General features: G+C 67.2%; 14 protein-coding genes and 1 tRNA gene. 5 read left to right on the top strand and 10 right to left on the bottom strand.

All coding sequences use genetic code 11. The features are described 5' to 3' along the window. Positions 1 to 21: 21 nt before the first annotated feature. Positions 22 to 1,434, bottom strand: a complete 1,413-nt coding sequence (locus tag F9929_RS22260) for an RtcB family protein (RefSeq protein WP_152048767.1) — start codon at positions 1,432 to 1,434, stop codon at positions 22 to 24. Between the two features lie 460 nt (positions 1,435 to 1,894). After that, positions 1,895 to 3,448: an RNA-binding protein gene (locus F9929_RS22255; protein ID WP_152048754.1), complete on the bottom strand. Its 1,554-nt coding sequence runs from the start codon at positions 3,446 to 3,448 to the stop codon at positions 1,895 to 1,897. Positions 3,449 to 3,658: 210 nt separating this feature from the next. On the opposite strand from F9929_RS22255, the gene rtcR reads away from it, so the two are divergent. Next, positions 3,659 to 5,278, top strand: a complete 1,620-nt coding sequence (gene rtcR / locus F9929_RS22250; protein ID WP_152048753.1) for an RNA repair transcriptional activator RtcR — start codon at positions 3,659 to 3,661, stop codon at positions 5,276 to 5,278. 232 nt (positions 5,279 to 5,510) lie between these two features. Here rtcR and F9929_RS22245 read toward each other — a convergent pair. Then, positions 5,511 to 5,585, bottom strand: a tRNA-Gly gene (locus F9929_RS22245). A 225-nt stretch (positions 5,586 to 5,810) separates the two neighbouring features. On the opposite strand from F9929_RS22245, the gene F9929_RS22240 reads away from it, so the two are divergent. From F9929_RS22240 to F9929_RS22230, 3 genes are all read left to right on the top strand, one after another. Continuing rightward, positions 5,811 to 6,359: a prolyl-tRNA synthetase associated domain-containing protein gene (locus F9929_RS22240; RefSeq protein WP_152048752.1), complete on the top strand. Its 549-nt coding sequence runs from the start codon at positions 5,811 to 5,813 to the stop codon at positions 6,357 to 6,359. A gap of 1 nt (position 6,360) precedes the next feature. Next, positions 6,361 to 7,326 carry a thioredoxin gene (gene trxA / locus F9929_RS22235; RefSeq protein ID WP_152048751.1) on the top strand — a complete coding sequence of 322 codons (966 nt, stop codon included), beginning with the start codon at positions 6,361 to 6,363 and terminating at the stop codon, positions 7,324 to 7,326. A gap of 153 nt (positions 7,327 to 7,479) precedes the next feature. Next, positions 7,480 to 8,157, top strand: coding sequence for an LON peptidase substrate-binding domain-containing protein (locus tag F9929_RS22230; protein ID WP_235919521.1), 678 nt, complete (start codon positions 7,480 to 7,482; stop codon positions 8,155 to 8,157). A 12-nt stretch (positions 8,158 to 8,169) separates the two neighbouring features. On the opposite strand, the gene F9929_RS22225 is transcribed toward F9929_RS22230, so the two are convergent. From F9929_RS22225 to F9929_RS22205, 5 genes are read right to left on the bottom strand one after another with little or no spacing between them, the layout of a single operon-like run. Continuing rightward, a complete protein-coding gene (locus F9929_RS22225) occupies positions 8,170 to 9,654 on the bottom strand; it encodes a M81 family metallopeptidase (protein WP_152048749.1) in 1,485 nt (494 codons plus the stop codon). A 17-nt stretch (positions 9,655 to 9,671) separates the two neighbouring features. After that, the gene (locus F9929_RS22220) at positions 9,672 to 10,871 is read right to left on the bottom strand and encodes an MFS transporter (RefSeq protein ID WP_152048748.1); all 1,200 of its coding nucleotides are present in this window, start codon (positions 10,869 to 10,871) and stop codon (positions 9,672 to 9,674) included. Positions 10,872 to 10,922: 51 nt separating this feature from the next. Next, complete coding sequence (locus F9929_RS22215) at positions 10,923 to 12,368, bottom strand: M81 family metallopeptidase (protein ID WP_152048747.1); 1,446 nt, start codon at positions 12,366 to 12,368, stop codon at positions 10,923 to 10,925. 8 nt (positions 12,369 to 12,376) lie between these two features. Next, the gene (locus F9929_RS22210; RefSeq protein WP_152048746.1) at positions 12,377 to 14,299 is read right to left on the bottom strand and encodes a beta-N-acetylhexosaminidase; all 1,923 of its coding nucleotides are present in this window, start codon (positions 14,297 to 14,299) and stop codon (positions 12,377 to 12,379) included. Positions 14,300 to 14,336: 37 nt separating this feature from the next. After that, entirely contained in the window at positions 14,337 to 15,200 is an 864-nt protein-coding gene (locus tag F9929_RS22205) for a MurR/RpiR family transcriptional regulator (protein WP_152048745.1), read from the bottom strand. A 191-nt stretch (positions 15,201 to 15,391) separates the two neighbouring features. Between F9929_RS22205 and F9929_RS22200 the strand changes: the two genes are divergently transcribed. Next, on the top strand, positions 15,392 to 15,889 hold the full coding sequence (locus tag F9929_RS22200; protein WP_152048744.1) for a hypothetical protein: 498 nt from the start codon (positions 15,392 to 15,394) through the stop codon (positions 15,887 to 15,889). Between the two features lie 4 nt (positions 15,890 to 15,893). Here the strand turns inward: F9929_RS22200 and F9929_RS22195 are convergent, their stop codons facing one another. Further along, positions 15,894 to 17,030, bottom strand: a complete 1,137-nt coding sequence (locus tag F9929_RS22195; RefSeq protein ID WP_193227873.1) for an ABC transporter ATP-binding protein — start codon at positions 17,028 to 17,030, stop codon at positions 15,894 to 15,896. Positions 17,031 to 17,106: 76 nt separating this feature from the next. Continuing rightward, entirely contained in the window at positions 17,107 to 18,330 is a 1,224-nt protein-coding gene (locus tag F9929_RS22190; protein WP_152048742.1) for an extracellular solute-binding protein, read from the bottom strand. Between the last annotated feature and the right edge of the window lie 28 nt (positions 18,331 to 18,358).

Here is an 18,358-nt window from a genome sequence, read left to right as displayed (position 1 = left end):
CCTCGACGCGCCCTTTCCTGTTCAGCGCCGCGCGCGCTTGCGGCGCCACGGGGCATCGCGCTGACAGTCGCCGGCCATGATGCTTCCGTAGGGGATCACCTCGTCCACCACCTCGGCGAGGCCGAAACGCTCGATCTGCGCGCGCACGCCGGCCGCATCCTTGTAGGCGCTCGGCAGTTCCGACACGTCCGGCACGCCGGAGAAGAAGCGCGCGTCGAGCCCCGCCGTCTCGCGCGCCATGATCGCCGCGATGTTGTTGGGGCTGAGGCCGCGCGCATCGGCGCCGTATTCCTCGGCGAGACGGCGCATATGGGCGGTGCGCGAATGGTTGCGCCCCGCCCCGTGCGGCGAGAAGCCAAGACCGTGCGCGGTGTCGCGTCCGCGCACGACGAGGATCGGCTCGCCCATGTTGAGCGGGATCAGCGTCAGGTCGCCCGCGTCCTCCGCAAAGCCCGCAAAGGCCGGCGTCGCGCCCTTGGCGTGGTAGAACAACCCGTCGGAGCGGCGGAAAACGAAGTTGTGCTCGTTCCAGAAGCGGTCCGAGATGCGCAGGCCGAGCCGCTCCGCCGCCCGGTCGTGCAGCGTCAGATGGTTCTCGCGCGTCCAGCGGCGCATGGCCTGGAGCGCGGCCCAGTAGTCCTCGCCCTCCGGCGTGTCGGCGGGAATCCACGCGTTCTGCGGCAGCGTCTCGGGGGAGAGCTCGCGGCGGAAGCGCTCGGCCACCCGCATGCCCCGCTCGTAGAGCCGCGCGCCGGGACCGCGCGAGCCGTGATGGGTGACGAGCGCCGTTTCGCCGGTCGAGCGAAGCCGGCCGACGAAGCTGAAATGGTTGCCGTCGCCCTGCGTCGCGAAGTGATCCTGCGCAAGGCCAAGCGCACCCTCCCGCAGGAACGGGTTCGCCTCGAACAGCGCGAGCGTCTCGGGGGACGGCGCAGCGCCGCCCTCGCTCGGCCGACCGCCCGGCCCGAAATGCGTCACGGCGTGGATGGCGTCGAGCAGCGCGCGCGGGTTCGCGCCCGGCAGGACCGAGATCGCCACCGAGCAGCAGATGTCGGCCGAGTGCATGCCGGGATGGATGGCGCGCGAGGCCACCACGCCGCCCACCGGGATCGTGCCGAGCGGCCCGGCGGGGCAGGCGTCCGGCATCACGGCGGCGGCCTTCACCACGGGGGTGCGGGCGAGAACGCGCATCGTGTCGGTGACCTTGGCGACGTTCGAGCGCTCGAACTCGGTCTCGGCCTCGATGTTGCGGAAGATCGGCACATCCGCTTCCGCCCGGAGCGCCATCGCGGGGCCGGGCTGGAAGCGGCGCGCCGCCTCGACCGCATCGATAAGCGTGCCGCCCTCCCCCAGATGCCGGTTGGCGGCGTCGAGCGCGTCGCGGAACCACTTGCCCTGCGGCATTCCCGCGTCGATGAGATCCTGTCCGCTGATGATGGTCCGGCTCATGCGAGCCTCCTTATGTCTCTGGTTTCTTTGAAGATCGGGCACCGGGCCCTGACGACGAGATCGAGGACAGTTTCCGCCGGTCCGCCGAAAGGCGGTGCCGGCAGCGCGAGGATCGAACCCGCTCGCCCGAAGGCTTACCCATGGACTGTCCCCTGCATTCGTCAGGGCCCGGCGCTTTCGCGCGGCGACGAGGTTTGGCGGAACATGAGGCGCCATTTGGCACCCCAGCGTGACAGGCTGTAGTTCCGCCGGCATTCGCCGCGCGTCGTTCGGGGCCGGCGGGACGACGAGGTATGGAGGAACAATCGCCCGTTCTGCCGTTGAACTACGGGTCCAACCGGACCCGGCGGGGACTCGAACCCTGCGACCTGGCGATGCGATGGAGTTCCTCCGGCATTCGTCCCGCCGGACCCGCGCCGTCCACCGAACGGCGCGGGGTCTTGATCTAGAGTTCCACAGCCTCGATGGCGGCGAGCGCGGCGTCCGGCCCCGCGCGCCCGGCGGCGAAGTCGCGGACCAGCGCGAACACCGCGTCCGAGAAGCCGCCGACGTTGAGGACGTCATCCCCCGCAGCCGGCGTGTGGGCGTAGGGCTGGATGTCGAGGCAGACGAGCCGAGCGGCCGGGTTCAGCCGCTTGATCCGAGCCCATTCCCGCATCATCACTGTGGCCTGCCCCTGGCCGCCGGCATCCATCCAGGACTGGTTGTCCGACACGAACAGGACCAGCGAGACTTTCGCCCGCTCGTCGGCGAGCTGCTTCAAGGGCGCCGAGCAGTTCGTGCCGCCGCCGCCGATCCCACCGAGAATGCGGGCATTGGCCATCACGCTGTCGCGTGCCGACAGGCGCACCCGAACCACGCCTTCCGCGAAAGGTAGGACGCGGGCCTGTCCGTTGCGCCGGAGCATGGCGGCCGCGACCAGCGCCGCGACGTCGATGCAGCGCACCACGGAGGTGGCGCCGGGACGCCAGCCGGTGACGGGCGAACTCATCGAGCCCGACACGTCCGGGCAGACCACGACCTCGCCCTGCACCGCCGGCACGCTCTCGATCGCGATCTCCATCGCCACCTGAAGCGCGTCGGTGACGAGCGCCGGCACTTTGAGGCTTGCCATGTGCCAGGCCGTCAGAAGCTGGTAGGGCAGCACCCGTGCCCGGCGAACCTGCGCCGGGTCGCAGAGCTTGTCCGCCACGGCTTCCGCCGTGCCCGGCACCTCGAAGGCCCCCTTGCGGGCGAAGCTGTTGAGGTTCTGGCGCACCATCTGCCAGCTTCCCCGCCGGGCGACCTCCGCCCAGTGCTCGCTCGTCAGCGGCAGCGCCGTCAGCATCTGGAACGGCACGTCCGGCAGCGGCTGCGACGCGTCGCGCTTGAAGGCTTCGAAGGCCGCGACCTCGGGCGGCAGCGCGGCGACATCGTAGGGCCGACCGATCGCCCAGGCGTAGAGCGCCCGGCGCTCCGCCGTCCGCGGCGCGGGATGCACAATGCGGATCACGTCCGCGAGCGAGGGATCGTTGCCGACGCTCGCATGAAGGACCTGCGCGGTGGTCGCCCTCTCGATCCACGCCTGCACCATGCGCTTCGGCCGGGTGCCGAGGGAACGACGACCGGTGGCGCCCGAGCGCATGACCTGCACGAAGCCGCGCATCATCTTGCCCGAGCGCACCACGCGCGGGAAAGCGCGCGAGAAGAGCACGGGATCGAGTGCGGACAGGATGGCAAGCAGCGCCACCGGCATGTCCTTCATGCCGGCACGCTCGGCCGCATAAACGGCGGCCTTCGCCAGGAAGAGCGGCTCGACCTCGCGCGCCAAGCCAAGCACCGCTTCGAGCTGCGCCGCGCCGCTCGCATGGAAGGTCCGGTTGAACGTGCCGGTCACCGCATACTGGGCCAGCGCCGCGCGGGGCTCCAGCGCATAGGCCGGAGCGCCTTCGTGGTTGACGCCATCGGTTCCCGCCAAGAGCGGGCCGGTCATGGAGGGGAAGATCGCCTTGTTCGCCATGATGGCACCTCTTCGGTTCGTGCCAACTCCCTTTCAAGCCCCGTGCCAGAACGTCCGCGATAGATGCCGAACGGGCGAAGATTCTCTCTAAACCATTGTGATTTCCCGCGAATATAAATCGAACCGGTGGTGGTCCGTTTCTAACGTCTCGACACACCATGACCGTCTCACTTATCTTTAAATATAAGAGACGATAATTCTGGAGCATCGATGAAGCGCCGTGTCGTGGTCAGCATCCTCGGAACGCAGCTCGATCTCGGACGGCGCGAGGACCGCTGGCGGCGCTGGCGACCCAATGTCGGCCTCGCGCAGCAACCCGGCCTCTTCGTGGACCGGTTGGAACTGATCCATGACAACCACGCCGCCGCATTGGCCGAGACGATCGCCGGCGACATCGAGACCGTGTCGCCGGCAACCGAGCTGCGCCGCCACGTCGTGAACTTCCGCGACCCCTGGGACTTCTCGGAGGTCTACACGGCCCTGCGCGACTTCGCCCAAAGCTACCCCTTCGACCCGGAGGCGGAGGACTATCTCGTCAACATCACCACCGGCACGCATGTCGCGCAGATCTGCTGGTTCCTCCTGACCGAGGCGCGGCTCGTTCCCGGACGGCTGCTCCAGCTCTCGCCACCGCGCGCCCGAGACGAGGGCGAGGGGGTGGCCGGCACCCATCGCATCATCGACCTCGACCTGTCGCGCTACGACGCCATCGCTCAGCGTTTCACCTCCGAGCGCGCCGAGGCCGCTTCGTTTCTGAAGTCCGGCATCCAGACCCGCAACGCCGCCTTCAACCGGACCATCGACGAGATCGAGCGCGTGGTGATTCGCTCGGATGCGCCGGTGCTCCTCACCGGGCCGACAGGCGCGGGCAAGTCGCAGCTCGCCCGGCGCATCTTCGAGCTGAAGCAGGCGGAGCGGAAGGTGGCGGGCGCCTTCGTGGAGGTGAACTGCGCGACGCTGCGCGGCGACCAAGCCATGTCCGCCCTGTTCGGCCATGTGCGGGGCGCCTTCACGGGCGCCGCCGGCGAGCGCGGCGGGTTGCTGCGCGCCGCCGACCGGGGCGTCCTGTTCCTGGACGAGATCGGCGAGCTCGGCCTCGACGAGCAGGCCATGTGCCTGCGCGCGATCGAGGAGGGGCGCTTCCTCCCCGTCGGCTCCGACACCGAGGTCACGGCGCGGTTTCAGCTCCTGGCCGGCACCAATCGCGACCTCGGCGAGGCCGTGCGCCAGGGGCGCTTTCGCGAGGATTTTCTGGCGCGACTGAACCTCTGGACCTTCCGCCTGCCGGCCCTCCGGGACCGGCGGGAGGACATCGAGCCGAACCTCGACTTCGAGCTGCGCCGCTTCTTGGAGCGCGAGGGCGAGGCCGTGTCCTTCAACCGGCAGGCGCGCGAGCACTATCTCCACTTTGCGACCGGAGCGGAGGCCGTCTGGAGCGCCAACTTCCGCGACCTCGCCGCGTCCGTCACGCGCATGGCGACGCTGGCGCCCCAGGGGCGCATCACCGTCGAGGTCGTGGACGAGGAAATCGCGCGTCTCCAGGCGGCTTGGCGGCCCGCCGGCAAGACGGGCGAAGGGGTCGATCTCGCCGCGCTTCTCGGGCCCGACGGCATGGCCGCGCTCGACCGCTTCGACGCGATCCAACTCGCCGGCGTCGTCGCGCTCTGCCGCGAGCACGGCTCGATCAGCGCTGCCGGCCGCGCTCTCTTCGCCCGCTCGCGCCTCGAAAAGGTAAGCCGCAACGACGCGGATCGCCTGCGCAAGTATCTCGCGCGCTTCGGCCTGAGTTTCGAGCATATCCAAGTGCCGCCGGACCGGCGCACGGTTTGATGTCGCAAGGCGTCCAGGGAAACCCATCCGCCCGCGGCGAGCAACTGAGCGGGAAACGCAAGCGCCGTTCACGGTCGCCTACTTGCGTGTGCGTGTAAAGCTTCCGAGTCATAGCCGAATGCACGGCCCGCACGGATCAAACCTCCGACCCCGACCCTGGCACCCACTTACCGAAACGTAGAAGGGATATCCTCGGCCGCAGCCTGTCGCAGATCAGCGAATTAGTGCGAATTGGAGCGGGCGATGGGATTCGAACCCACGACCCCAACCTTGGCAAGGTTGTGCTCTACCCCTGAGCTACGCCCGCCCGCTCCCCGCAAGACGCTGTCTGCGCTGCGGATGGCGGCTATATGAACGAGGCAGATCGGGAATGCAAGCGGGTTTCTGAGGGCTCGTTCCACTTTCCTGCTTCGCGCCCGCTGCGCCCCGCTTCATGGACCTCCGGCTTGCCGTTGGCGGAGGGCGAGCCTACAGCGGGGCCCTCAAGTTCTCGAAGGCTCGCGGCCCGCCCGGTTGGCGCGAAAGGAGTGGCATGACAGTCCGAACACGCGACGATCTCTTCGCCTTTCTGGAAAAACTCAGCATTCGAACGGAAACGAGCGACCATCCTCCCCTTTTCACGGTGGAGGAATCGCAGGCGCTCCGCGGCCGTATCGGAGGCGGGCACACCAAGAACCTTCTCTTGAAGGACAAGAAGGGCCGCATCTTCCTTGTCGTCGCCGAGGAAAGCCGGGCGGTGGATCTGAAGACCCTGCACCAGACGATCGGCGCGTCGGGCCGCTTGTCCTTCGTGGATGCCGCGCGGATGCTGGAACTCATCGGCGTCGAGCCCGGCTCGGTGACCGCTTTCGCGGTTCTCAACGACGAGGCCCACGCGGTGACGCTCGTGCTTGATGAGCAACTCCTCCTGCACGATATGGTGAACTGCCATCCGCTGGTGAACACCGCCACGACCACGATCGGGCGGGACGATCTTCTGCGGTTCTTCGAGGCCACGGGGCATCAACCGCTGATCGTGCCGCTCGAAGCTATGGTGAAGGAAAGTGCGCCGGGCCTTTCGGCGGACCAGAAGGAGGGATGAGTTGAGCAACGGTTTGTTCGGTTCGGCATTCGGCGCTTCAGCCGCGCCCGCGCCCCGGTCGCAAGGTTCCGCCCCGGCCGACTCGGGCGCACTGGGGGATGTCATCAAGGACGTCACCACCGCTTCATTCTCGCAGGATGTCGTCGTCGCGTCGCGCACCCAGCCGGTTCTGGTGGATTTCTGGGCCCCCTGGTGCGGGCCGTGCAAGCAGTTGACGCCGATTCTGGAGCGCGCGGTCGCGGCGGCGGGCGGGCGCGTGAAGCTCGCCAAGATGAATATCGACGAGCACCCCTCCATCGCCGGCCAGCTCGGCGTGCGCTCCATTCCCGCCGTCTTCGCCTTCGTGAACGGCCAGCCGGTGGACGGCTTCATGGGCGCGCTTCCCGAAAGCGAGGTCACGGCATTCATCGAGCGGTTGACGGGCGGCGCGGCCGGCGGCGACCCGATCGCGGCGGCCATGGAGGACGCCCAGGCCCTTCTCACCGAGGGCAACCTGCAGGAAGCGGCTCAGCTCTTAGCCGCCGTTCTTCAGGAAGACCCCGCCCATGTGGGTGCCTTGGCCGGCATGGCGGAATGCTATCTGGCGCTCGGCGATGGAGAGCGCGCCGAGGCCATTCTGGAGCGCGTTCCCGCCGAAAAGCAGTCCGATCCGGCGCTCGCCGCCATCCGCACCAAGCTGAAGCTCCACACGGAGATCGCCGGCATCGGCGACCCCGCCGCGCTCCAGCGCCGGCTGGAGGCCGACCCGGCCGACCACCAGGCGCGCTTCGATCTCGCCTTGATCGCGCAGGCGACCGGCAAGCGCGACGAGGCCGCCGGGCAGCTTCTGGAGATCGTAAAGCGCGACCGCACCTGGAACGAGGACGGCGCGCGGCGCAAGCTTCTGGAATTCTTCGATGTCTGGGGCCCGACCGAACCGGCCACGAAGGATGCACGCCGCCGCCTGTCGACGCTTCTGTTCTCCTAGAGCCTGTTCGACGAGCCGGCTCTCCGCCGGCGAGTTATCGAACAGGCTCTCAAGCCCATCACTTCCTCGAACATCGGGCAAATGCCGCGGCGGCGAAGTCTTGAGTTCGCTTTACCCGGCCCCAGATGCAACCACCACGAGGAGGTGCGGATCTTGGTTGGCGTCGGCAATGCGAATTATCGTTCGGAAGCGGATATTCCTTCGCTCGTTCCGATCTTTCCCCTGGAAGGCGCCCTGCTCCTTCCGGGCGGGCAAATGCCGCTGAACATCTTCGAGCCGCGCTACCTCGCCATGATCGACGATGCGATCGCGGGCGATCGCGTCATCGGCATCATCCAGCCGAGCTTCGACGGGGAACTCCTCGGCGATGGCGAACCGGCGATATGCAAGATCGGTTGCCTGGGAAGAATCACCTCCTTCGCGGAAAGCGGCGACGGGCGCTATCTCATCAACCTTCAGGGGATCGCGCGCTTTCGCGTCCTGGAAGAGGTGGCGTCCACCGAGCCCTACCGCACATGCCGCATCGGCGCCTTCATCACCGATCTCGATCAGGAAGCCGAAGCGGAGGAAGTCGACCGCGAAGGGCTTTTGAAGGCCTTCAAACTTTATCTCGAAGTCAACCAGATGGAAGCGGACTGGGAAAGCGTCGGCAAGGCGTCCAACGGCACGCTCGTCAACGCGCTCTGCATGATGTCGCCCTATGGGCCGGCCGAGAAGCAGGCGCTTCTGGAAGCGAGCGACCTGAAAACGCGGGCCGAGACCCTGATCGCCATCACCGAGATGGCCGTCGCGCGCGACAGCTTCCCGGACGGCGGCCCGTTCCTCCAGTAAGGCCGTGACGGATCAAGCGTCGAGGCCGAGCGGGTCGGGCACGCGCGGCCATAGCGCGAGGCTCGCCTTGGCATAGGGCGTGGTCGCGGGGTCGGTCGGGTAGCTGGTCGGCGCGGCGACATAAAGGATCTCGCTCGCCACCGGCGCGAAGCCGGCGTGGAAGTGATTGGTGGACTTCACCAAGAGAAGGTCTTTCCGCATGAAGTCGACGCCCATGTTGGAGAAGATGTCCGGCTCGTAGGTCTGGGTGCGGCTGGTGATGAGGACGACGTCCACCTCCGTGCCGACGAGGCGGATGGTGGCGGCGCGCCCGAGCGTCACGCGGCTTGCCCGGAAGCTCTGCCAGCCCGCATCTGCGACGTGGAGCACCTTCACCCGCGCGTCGATCGGCTCGCCGCCATGCGGGCCGGACTTACCGCCGAAGCGAAGGTCGATCTCCGCCCCCTCCCCCGCCGCGTGGCAGAAGGAGACGGCCACCGGGTCCCAGATCGTGGCGAGCGCCACCGAGCCCATGTCGCCGCGAAGGAGGATATGGCGCAGGATGTGCGTCCCGTCGCCCGCGACACCGCCGCCCGGATTGTCCCAGACATCGGCCAGAACCACCGGCTTGTCCGGCCGGGCCGCGCGAAGGCGGCGCGCCTCATCGAGGCCGGTCTCCGTATCCAGCATCGGCATCGCCGTTTCGCGGCGCATCCCGTAAAGCTCATGGCCGAGCGTCCGCGCCAGCGCGTCGCCCATCGTCTTGTCGCTGTCCGTCACGACGACGATCCGCGTGCCCATCTCCGGCACGTCGCCGGCCATGAAGCCGTGGATCACGGAAATCGACAGGACGCCGTTCATGCCTTCCAAGGCCTTCAAGCGGTCCACGAAGGAGCGCATCGGTTCGCGGCTCGTTGGATAGATCGTGATCATCCGGCAATCGAAGGTGGAGATCGCGGGATCGATCTCGCCCCGGATCGCGCGCAGCGAAAGATCCACCACATGCTCGCCGCGCTCCTCGAAATCCGTATGCGGAAATTCGAGGAATGCCGCCATCAGGTCGAGCTGCGCGACACGCAGGGGCGTCAGGTGCGAATGCGGGTCGAACTCCGCGGCGACAAGCACATCCGGCCCGACGATCGCGCGGATGCGTTGGAGTAGATCGCCTTCTGGGTCGTCATAGCCCTGCGCCACCATCGCGCCGTGGAGGCCGAGCACGACGCCATCCACCGGCAGCGCGGCCTGGAGCTCGGCGAGGATCGTGTCGCGCAGGGTCTCGTAGGTTTGGCGCTGGATGAGGCCGGCGGGCTCGGCCCAGCAGGACGTGCCCTCGATCACGGTGAAGCCTTCCGCCCGCCCGCGACGGCGCAGGATCGGCACCGGCGAGGAGCAGAGCGTCGGCCTGTCCGGATGTTCGCCGGGCCGGGCGAAGAAGGCCGCCTCGAAGGCGTGCATGTCGGTCGGCACCGGCGAGAAGGTGTTGGTTTCGGTGGCGAGCGAGGCGGTGAAGATTCGCATGGGATCGCTTCGACGGGTCACCGGGAAAGGCTCCGTCTTTCGAGAAACAGAAGCAGCGCGAGACCGGACACGCCCATGGCCGCGCCAAGGCGCGCGGCGCCGGCATAACCGGCAATGGAGGTGCCGAGCGCGAAGATGCAGGCGCAGATGCCGGCGCTCAGAAAGAAGTTCACCGAGATCAGCGAACTGCCGAGGCCCGGCCGCTCGCGGATGAGATCCTGGAGATAGGTGATCGGCAGGCTGATTAGGGCCGCCGCGCCCACCGCCGCCGGCACGGCGAGGAGATAAACGTGCCAAGGCTGCGAGGCGAAACCCAGCGTGGCCAGATAGGCGACATAGATCACCGCCCCGGCGGCGAGCGCGGGGACGCTGCCGATGCGTGATTGAACGCGCGCCCAGAAGAAGATCAGAACGACCTCCAGGGCCGCGATGCCGCCGACCACCATGCCGATATCGGTCATCGCGCCGCCCGCCTGGCCTGTCAGGATCAAGGGCAGGGTCTGGTCGCTGGCATGAACCATGGAAGACAGCATGGCGACCGCTAGAATCCGCACGAGGCGCTTGGGCGACATCGCGACCTGAAAGGGCAGACGGTCGGCCAAGGGAATGGCGGCCGAAGGCCCGCCCGGCCGCTCGGGCGGCAGCAGGAAGAGAACGAGCAGCACGCAAGCGAAAGCCGCCGCGCTGGCGAAAAGATAAGCCGGTAGCATCGTGTCGCGGCCGGCGAGTGCAAAGGCGACGATGCCGGGAACCAGCACCCAGGAAAGCGAGATCATGGCGCGCGCGGCCGAGTTCACCGCCCCCGCGTCGCTTCCTTCCATGCGGTTGGCGACGCTCCGGACATTGGCGAAAAGAAGCGCGTTCACCGAATTGTAGACGGGAAGAAGCAGAAGCACCGCCAGAACGAAGCTCGCCTTGGACGGCAGCCAGAACACCGCGCCATAGCCGGTGACGCCGAACAGGGTCACGACGAGCATCAAGGACCGGTAGCGCCCGATCCGGTCGGCAAGCGCGCCGACCGCGACGCTGACGCAGACATTCACCGTCGCGGCGAGAAGGATCAGGGCGGCGTAGTAGCTGTCGCCGAGTCCCAGTTCGCGCACCCCGATCACGGACTGATAGGGCACGGTCGCCGCGCCCGAAAAGCCGAAAAAGAAGATCGTCAGCATGCTGGCCCGGATCACCGGGTCGCGAAGGGGAGCGCCGAGCGCGGACATGGAAAGGCTTTCAAGCATGAGCGAGGCCGGCTGGACTGCCGGCCCCGGCGGTCAGTCCGCTTTTGCCGCCCAGCGCGCCGAAAGGCGAGCTTTGGGCATGAAGGAGAAGTCGCGGCGGAAGGGAAATTTCGCGCCCTCGCGCCGAAGGTTGGCGAGGCGCGGAATGTCCTGGTTCACCACACCGTCCGTCAGCGCCATCAGGTTGGGATGGGCGATGGGAGCGAGTTCCGGCGACAGGTAGCCGGATTTCACCACGAGAAGGCGCACGGTCTTCGGATCGAGGCCGAGCCGGTGGAAATCGGCGAGGTCGTGATAAGGGCGGCGGCGCGCGGCGAGAACCACGGTGACCCCGCCGACCCGCACCACGACTTGGCGCTCGGCCGGCGCGCCGGGATCCACGAGGCGCAGGATTTCGGCCTCACCCTCGAACGGCACCGAGGCCGGGTCGAGGCTGCCGCCGATCCGAAGAAGAACGGTCGCCCCCTCGCCCGCCGCGAAGGCGGTTTCGACGGCCGGCCGGTCGGCGATGCCGGCGAGAAGCGCGTCACGCCATTCCATCGCCAGAAGCGCCCGGAGAACACCGGCCCGGTCGCCGACGCCCCCGCCGGTCGGGTTGTCGCCGGAATCGGCGAGGATGATCGGCCGCGTTTGCGTCTCGGCCGCCACCCCGAGCATCTCCTTCAGCGGTCCGGTGACCGGGCCGAAGGCGAAGTCCTCGCGCGCGTTCCAATAAGCGGCGGCGATCTCCTCGGCGGCTTGGCTGGCGGCCTGCGCGTCGAGCCCCGTCACCACGGCGGCGGCGGTGGCGCGCGGCTCGTCGGCCCAGACATAGCCGATCATCAGGTTGGCATCGAGAATGCCGTCCCGCGCGTCGACCGGCGGCAATGCCGCATAAAGCCCTTTGGCGGGCTCATCTTCGGTGGAGGTGCATTCGCCCGGCAGAAGCACCGGCACCGGCGCGAAGGCGATGCCGGGCTTCAGCCCTTCGCGCAAGGTGCGAAGGAGCATCGCCCAGGCGCGCTCCATCGTGGCGCGGACATCGATATGCGGGGCGGTGCGATAGGCGGCGAAGATGTCGAGATGATCGACCACCCTGTCGCTGACATTGCCGTGGAGATCGTAGCTCGCCGCCACCGGGCAGTGCGGCCCGACGACGCGCCGCGCCGCCTCGATCCAGTCCCCTTCGGCGTCGTCCATGCCGTCCACCTTCATCGCGCCGTGCATGGCGAGATAAAGCCCGTCGAGCGGCAGGGCGGCCTGGAGAAGCTGAAGGAACTCCGCCTTGAAACCCTCGTACGCGTCCCGCGACACCGGGCCGCCGGGGATCGCCCGCGCGTGGAGAAGCGGCAGACATTCCACCCCCTCGGCCGGCAGAAAGGCGAAATAGGGCGAGCTCAAAAGTTCCTCGCCCCTCAGCACGCGAAAATCCTGCTCCTCCATCAGCACCGGCGAATAGGTGCTGCATTCGGTATGGATGCCGCCGACCGCGATCCGCATCGTCTTTCTCACAGCTTCGGCGCCAAGGGGACGATCGCCGCGAAGCGCTCCCAGTTCTTGTTCTCAGGGAGCGTCCAGGCGGCTTCCGCGACGGCCGGCAGGCGCGGAAAGACCAGGCGGTTGAAGTAGGATCGCGACAGGAAGTACTCCGACCAGATACAGGCCTGGACGCCCTTCAGGAGGTGCTTCAGCTCCTCGGGAAATTCGCCCGCCGCTTCATACGCATAGGTATGGGCGGGCGGCACCGTGCCGGCCCAGCTCGCGCCGGGCTCCTGCCATTCCTCGCCCTGCACCATGTCGAGATAATAGGCTTGGCCCGGCGTCATGACGACCTCGTAGCCGGCGCGCGCCAGCTCGATGCCGACTTCCGGCTTTTCCCAGGCCATCAGCATCGTGCCTTCCGGCGCAACGCCGCCGCCATGGGCGACCTCGTTCCAGCCGGTAAGCTTGCGGCCTCGCGCGCTCAGCGTGTCCTTGACCTTGGACAGAAGGAAGGATTGCAGTTCGAACGTGCCGGGCAGTCCCTCCTCTTCCATCAGCTTTCGGGCGAGAGGCGAGCGCATCCAGGCATCGTGCGCCACCTCGTCGCCGCCGACATGGACGTAAGAGCCGGGAAAGATCGCGACGACCTCGTCCAGGACGGTTTCCAGGAACTCGTAGGTCAGCGGAATCGCCGGGTTCAGCGCGTTGTTCGCAAAGCCCTGCACCGAATGGTAGCTTTCGGGGGCTTCCTGCCCGTCGGTGAGTTCGGGCAAGGCGACGAGCGTCGCGGCGTTGTGGCCGGGGATCTCGATCTCCGGCACGATCTCGATGCCGAGCGCGGCCGCATGGGCCACCACATGGCGGGCGTCGTCCTGTGAATAGAAGCCGCCGACGGGCTCCACCTCGTTGCCGAGCTGCGGGCGCAGCGGCTCGTCCGGTCCGCGAAGCGCGCCCGTTGCGGTCAGCGCCGGATAGGCCTTGATCTCCAGCCGCCACGCCTCGTCGTCGGTGAGGTGCCAGTGGAAGATGTTGAGCTTCAGCCAAGCCATGATGTCGAGAAGGCGGGTGACGTCCGCGACCGGGTAGAACTGGCGCGACACGTCGAGATGGCAGCCGCGCCAGCCATAGCGCGGGCGGTCCTCCACCCGGCCCGAGCCCGGGAAGCGGAAAAGGTCCGGCCGCTCCTTCGCGCCGTGCAGCATCTGCGCAAGAGAGATGAGGCCGTATCGCCGCCCCGCCTCGTCGCCATAGGCCAAGGCGATCTCACTGCCCGAGAAGGACAGGTGGTAGGCCTCCTTTCCGAGGGTTTCGCGTTTCTCGAAGCGGACGGGCCGGCCTTGTGGATCGGGCGTCAGCGAGAAGGGCGCGTGGGCGGGAAAGAACAGCCGCTGAAACAACACCAGCACCTCGTCCACGGCGCGGATGTCGTCGAGGTCTGAGCCGTCGGCGGGATGGAGCGTGACGGGCAGCGCCTCGCCGGGCTTCGCCTCGATCACCGCCGGCCAGGGCTGGAGCGCGAAGGGCTGATCGCCGGGATCGCCTTCCGGCAGCAGCACCGGCGGCGGCTCGCTGACCGCCCCGACGAGCGCCATTTCCGAGATCGCGACTTTGGCATGATTGTTCTTGCCGAAGGTCAGATAGGCCGAGCGCGGCCCATCGGTGCAATGGCGCGCGGGACGGTGAAGGCCGCCGACCGCGAAGCGCCAGACTTCGCCGGGCGCGAGCTGAAAGCCGGCGGGGGGCGCGAATTCATGATAGTTCGCGTCGCGCCGCACGAGGGTCGCGTTCTCGGACTTCGTCTTGTCCACGACGCGCGTCAGCGCCGTGTAGACCAGGGTGAAGTCGCGGATCACCTCCCGGCCGAGATTATGGAGGGAGAAGAGAAACCTTCCGCTGCCGCCTGTCTGCGGTTCGAAGGCGCTTTGGAGGCGAAACTCGGCGCGTTGCATGATGGTGGCGATTCCTGGCTGTTTTTCTCGGGAAGATTCAGTCGCCCAGCATTTGGCGATCGTCCCCATCGCGATGGGTCACGAGTTGCTGCTTGATGCGTCTCAGCGTCTGGGACGCCTGCGGACGCAGCCGATAGGCGACGAGGCTGGCGAGGATGTCGAGAAGGGCGAGATAGGCGAAGCGCGTCGATGTCGGTCGGAAGATGTTGGGGTCCTCCGGCAGATCGACGCCGACCGCCATCTCGGCGGCCTCGGCCACCGGGCTGCCGGGCGGCGCGAGCGCCAAGGTAGCGACCTTGTTCCCGCGCGCCACTTGGAGAACGCGCGCGAGTTCCGCGTTGCGCCCGGAAAAGGAGGAAGCCAGCACGAGATCGCCGCTTCGCGCCGCCGACGCGAGCATCAGTTGCATCGCGTGGTCGCTGCAAGGCGAAACGCGCAAGCCGAGGCGAAACAGGCGGTTCTGCGCTTCCGCCGCGATCAGCGATGAATTGCCGCCCGAGCCGAAGGCATGCACCATTTCCGCCGCCGCGATCGCGTCCGTTGCGCGCTCCAGCATGTCGGGATCAAGCGCGCGGTGGAGAAGAAACAGCGCGTTCTGCGCCTTCCCCACGACGTCTTTGGCCACATCCGCCCCGGCGGTGCTTTCGGGCTCCGGCTTCAGGTAGCGCATGCCGACATGGGAGGCGCGGGCGAGTTTCACCTTGAAGTCGGAAAAGCCGTCGCAGCCGAGCCGATGGCAGAATCGGGTGACGGTCGGCGGGGAAACGGCGGCGCGGCTGGCCAGCTCGATGATCGAGGCGTTCACGGCAAATTCGAGGTCCGCCAGAAGGATGTCGGCGATCCGCCCTTCGGAGGGCGACAAACGGGGCCGCTCGTCCTGAAGGGTGGAGAAGATGTCCATCAGGGCACCGTCACACCGAGAGAGCGGATGCCCTGCCGATTCATGCCGCGCCCCTCCCACGGTTTTCGTTCACCGGGTGTCAGGATTTCACGGAGGCCCCGGCCTTGCAAATTATTTTCGCCGATCGTTGACAGAAGCCGGTGCGAGGCGGAACTTCCGGCTCTCAGGCATGGATGGTGAAAAGAATTTCGATGGTTGAGCCGAACCGAAACCCGTTCCGCAACCCGTTCGATGCGGCCGACGAGGCGCGCCGCGCCATCTGGACCATGCTGGTGGAGCGCGATATCGCGGCGTTCCTCCTCGCCGACTGGAGCCTGGTGGAGGACGACTTCGTGGCTGAGGGATTTCTCGGGATCGACGGGCGGCGCAGTTCCGATCCCGACGGATGGCGCCTCGCCTTCCCGACCCTCGACGCCTATCGCGACGAGTGGCTGCGGCAGGCGCGCGATTTCGCCGAAGGCTCCTATGCGGAGGACCCGCGCGCGGCGATCTTCAGCGCCACCACGCTGGAGGACATCGAGATCGCCGGCACGGCGGCGCTCGTGCGCAAGAAGTTCGACGGGTCCTTGCGGAAGACCGACGGCTCGGTGGATCGCATGCTTTGGCAGACCCTCTACCACTGCCGCCTCCACGAAGGGCGCTGGAAGATCACGGGCTTCACCGGCTACCTGCCGAACCCGATGGGGTAAGGCTTCAGGCCGCCGACGCGGCCTTCAGGATCGCGAGATCGACATCGCTCAAGTCGACGCGCCGCTCGAAGGCGGCGCCGTCCTCGCCGAAGAGATGGCAGTCCACCGTGCGGATGCCGGCCGTGATGGTCTCATCGGGCCGCACCGCCGCCGTGCCGGGCAGAAGGGCGCAGAAGTTCTCGTCCTCGCCACTGAGCGCGGCATAGGCGACCGTCTGCGCGCCAAGCCGCTCGATCACGGTCGGCACGATGGGAAGGCGGATCTCGCCTTCCTCCATGTGGATATGTTCGGGCCGGATGCCGAGCGTCAGCCGTTTGCCGACTACGTCGCCGCGCGGCGCGACGGGGATCACCGCCTTGATGCCCTTGTAGTCCACCTCGACGCCCGCCTCGCTCGCCGCGACGCCGGTGACGGGCAGCATGTTCATGCGCGGATTACCGATGAAGCCGGCGACGAAGGTGTTGGCGGGCTTGTGGTAGAGTTCCAGCGGCGCTCCGACCTGGGAGATCGTGCCGGCGTTCAGAACCACGATGCGGTCGGCCATGGTCATCGCCTCCACCTGATCGTGGGTGACGTAGATCATGGTGGCCTTCAACTGGCGGTGCAGCTTGGCAAGCTCGATCCGCATGTCGGCGCGCAGCGCGGCGTCGAGATTGGACAATGGCTCGTCGAACAGGAAGATTTTCGGCTCGCGCACGATGGCGCGGCCGATGGCAACGCGCTGGCGTTGGCCGCCCGACAGCATTCCCGGCTTCTGCTGGAGACGCTGATCGAGGTGAAGAATGCGCGCGGCGTTCTCGACGCGCCGGTTCAGCTCGTCCTGTTTCATCCCCTCGACGCGCAGCGGAAAGGCGATGTTCTCGAAGACGGTCATATGCGGGTAGAGCGCGTAGGACTGGAACACCATCGCGATGCCGCGCCGCACGGGCGGCAGGTCGTTGACCCTTTTGCCGTCGATCGCGATGTCGCCGGCCGAGATGTCCTCCAGCCCCGCGATCATGCGAAGAAGCGTGGACTTGCCGCAGCCGGACGGGCCGACGAAGACCACGAACTCGCCGTCGCGGATGTCGAGATCGACGCCCTTGATGATCTCCAGCGCATCGTAGGATTTGCGGACCTTGGCAAGGCTGAGCTGACCCAAGACGCTTGTTCTCCCGCTTGGCGAATGAAGGAAGACGCCGCGGGCCAGCATGGCCCGCGACGCTTGGATGACAAGATTACTTGTACTGGTCGATGTCGGCGGCGGCCTTCTTCAAGGCCTCTTCCGGCTGTGCCTTGCCGGTGACCACCGACTGGACCATCTCGATCATGACGTTCTGGAAGCCCTTGTAGTCGGTGAAAAGGGGCTCCGGACCGCCGAACTTGATGCCCTCGATGAAGGGCTTCCAGGCCGGGTGATCGGCGACATACTTGTCGACGCCGGCGGACGGGCGCAGCGGCACGAGACCGTCGGTGCCTTCCAGTTCGTACTTCTCCTGGCGCTCGGGCGCGGTCAGGAACTTGGCGAATTCCACCGCCTTGTCCTCGACGCCGGTGCCCTTGAAGATCGCGAGGCTGTCGGTGATAAGAAGCGTGCCGGGGCCCTTGGCGTCGGGGCCGAGCGGCAGGTTGGCGACGCCCCACTGGAGCTTGGTGCCTTCCAGGCGCGGAATGGCACCCGTGGAATTGTGGATCATGCCGAGCTTGCCGTCGAGGAAGATGGCGCGGACCTCGTTCTGCTCGTAGGCGGTCGGGCCTTCCTCGGAGAAGGGCGTGATGTCCTTCAGGGCTGTCAGCGCGGCCAGGTTCTGCGGGCTGTCGAGGGCGATGTTGCCGTCGGCGTCCGTGATCTTGCCGTCGTTGGTGTAGACCCAGTGGAGGAACTGGTGGAGCGTGTTGTCGAAGGTCTTGGCGACGAGACCGAAGCCCGCGATCCCGGTCTTCTCCTTGATCTGCTTGGCGAAGGCGATCTCCTCGGCCCAGGTCTTCGGCGGCGTTTCGGGATCGAGCCCAGCCTGTTTGAAGAGTTCCTTGTTCCAGTAGAGCGCCTTGGTGGAGAACGCGACCGGCACGCCCCATTGCTGGTCATCATAGGTCACGGTGTCGACGATATGCGGCTGGTAGCTGGCCTTCTCGGCATCCGTCATCGGCACGGGCACGATGAGGTCGTTCTCGGCAAACTGCTTCAGCGTGCGCGAGCCGACATAGGCGAGGCCCACCGGGTTGCCGGCGGCGGCGAGCGTCGTCGCCTTGTCCTGGCACTGCTCCCAGCCGACGAGTTCCACCGCGACCTTGTTGTCGGGGTTCTTGTTGTTCCACTCGTCGATGAAGGACTTCTGGTTCTTGTCGACCGCGTCGCCGCAATAGATGAAGCTGATATCGGCGGCGCTCGCCAGCGAGGGCACGGCCACGGAGGCCAGAAGCGCGGCGGTGCCGGCGAGAAGCGAAAGGCTGGTTCTCATGTCTCGGGTCTCCTTTGATCGGGAACGG

The organism is Aureimonas psammosilenae, assembly GCF_009176975.1.
GTDB classification, from domain to species: domain Bacteria; phylum Pseudomonadota; class Alphaproteobacteria; order Rhizobiales; family Rhizobiaceae; genus Plantimonas; species Plantimonas psammosilenae.
The sequence above is the reverse complement of the archived record's forward strand: the minus strand, read 5'-3'. Positions and strand labels throughout refer to the sequence as shown.

Coding starts and splice junctions, on each gene's coding strand:
- F9929_RS22220 (WP_152048748.1), bottom strand. CDS start 10,871: ATGTCCGCGCTCGGCGCTCCCCTTCGCGACCCGGTGATCCGGGCCAGC.
- F9929_RS22190 (WP_152048742.1), bottom strand. CDS start 18,330: ATGAGAACCAGCCTTTCGCTTCTCGCCGGCACCGCCGCGCTTCTGGCC.
- F9929_RS22225 (WP_152048749.1), bottom strand. CDS start 9,654: ATGCGAATCTTCACCGCCTCGCTCGCCACCGAAACCAACACCTTCTCG.
- F9929_RS22255 (WP_152048754.1), bottom strand. CDS start 3,448: ATGGCGAACAAGGCGATCTTCCCCTCCATGACCGGCCCGCTCTTGGCG.
- F9929_RS22200 (WP_152048744.1), top strand. CDS start 15,392: ATGGTTGAGCCGAACCGAAACCCGTTCCGCAACCCGTTCGATGCGGCC.
- F9929_RS22215 (WP_152048747.1), bottom strand. CDS start 12,368: ATGCGGATCGCGGTCGGCGGCATCCATACCGAATGCAGCACCTATTCG.
- F9929_RS22210 (WP_152048746.1), bottom strand. CDS start 14,299: ATGCAACGCGCCGAGTTTCGCCTCCAAAGCGCCTTCGAACCGCAGACA.
- F9929_RS22240 (WP_152048752.1), top strand. CDS start 5,811: ATGACAGTCCGAACACGCGACGATCTCTTCGCCTTTCTGGAAAAACTC.
- F9929_RS22205 (WP_152048745.1), bottom strand. CDS start 15,200: ATGGACATCTTCTCCACCCTTCAGGACGAGCGGCCCCGTTTGTCGCCC.
- rtcR (WP_152048753.1), top strand. CDS start 3,659: ATGAAGCGCCGTGTCGTGGTCAGCATCCTCGGAACGCAGCTCGATCTC.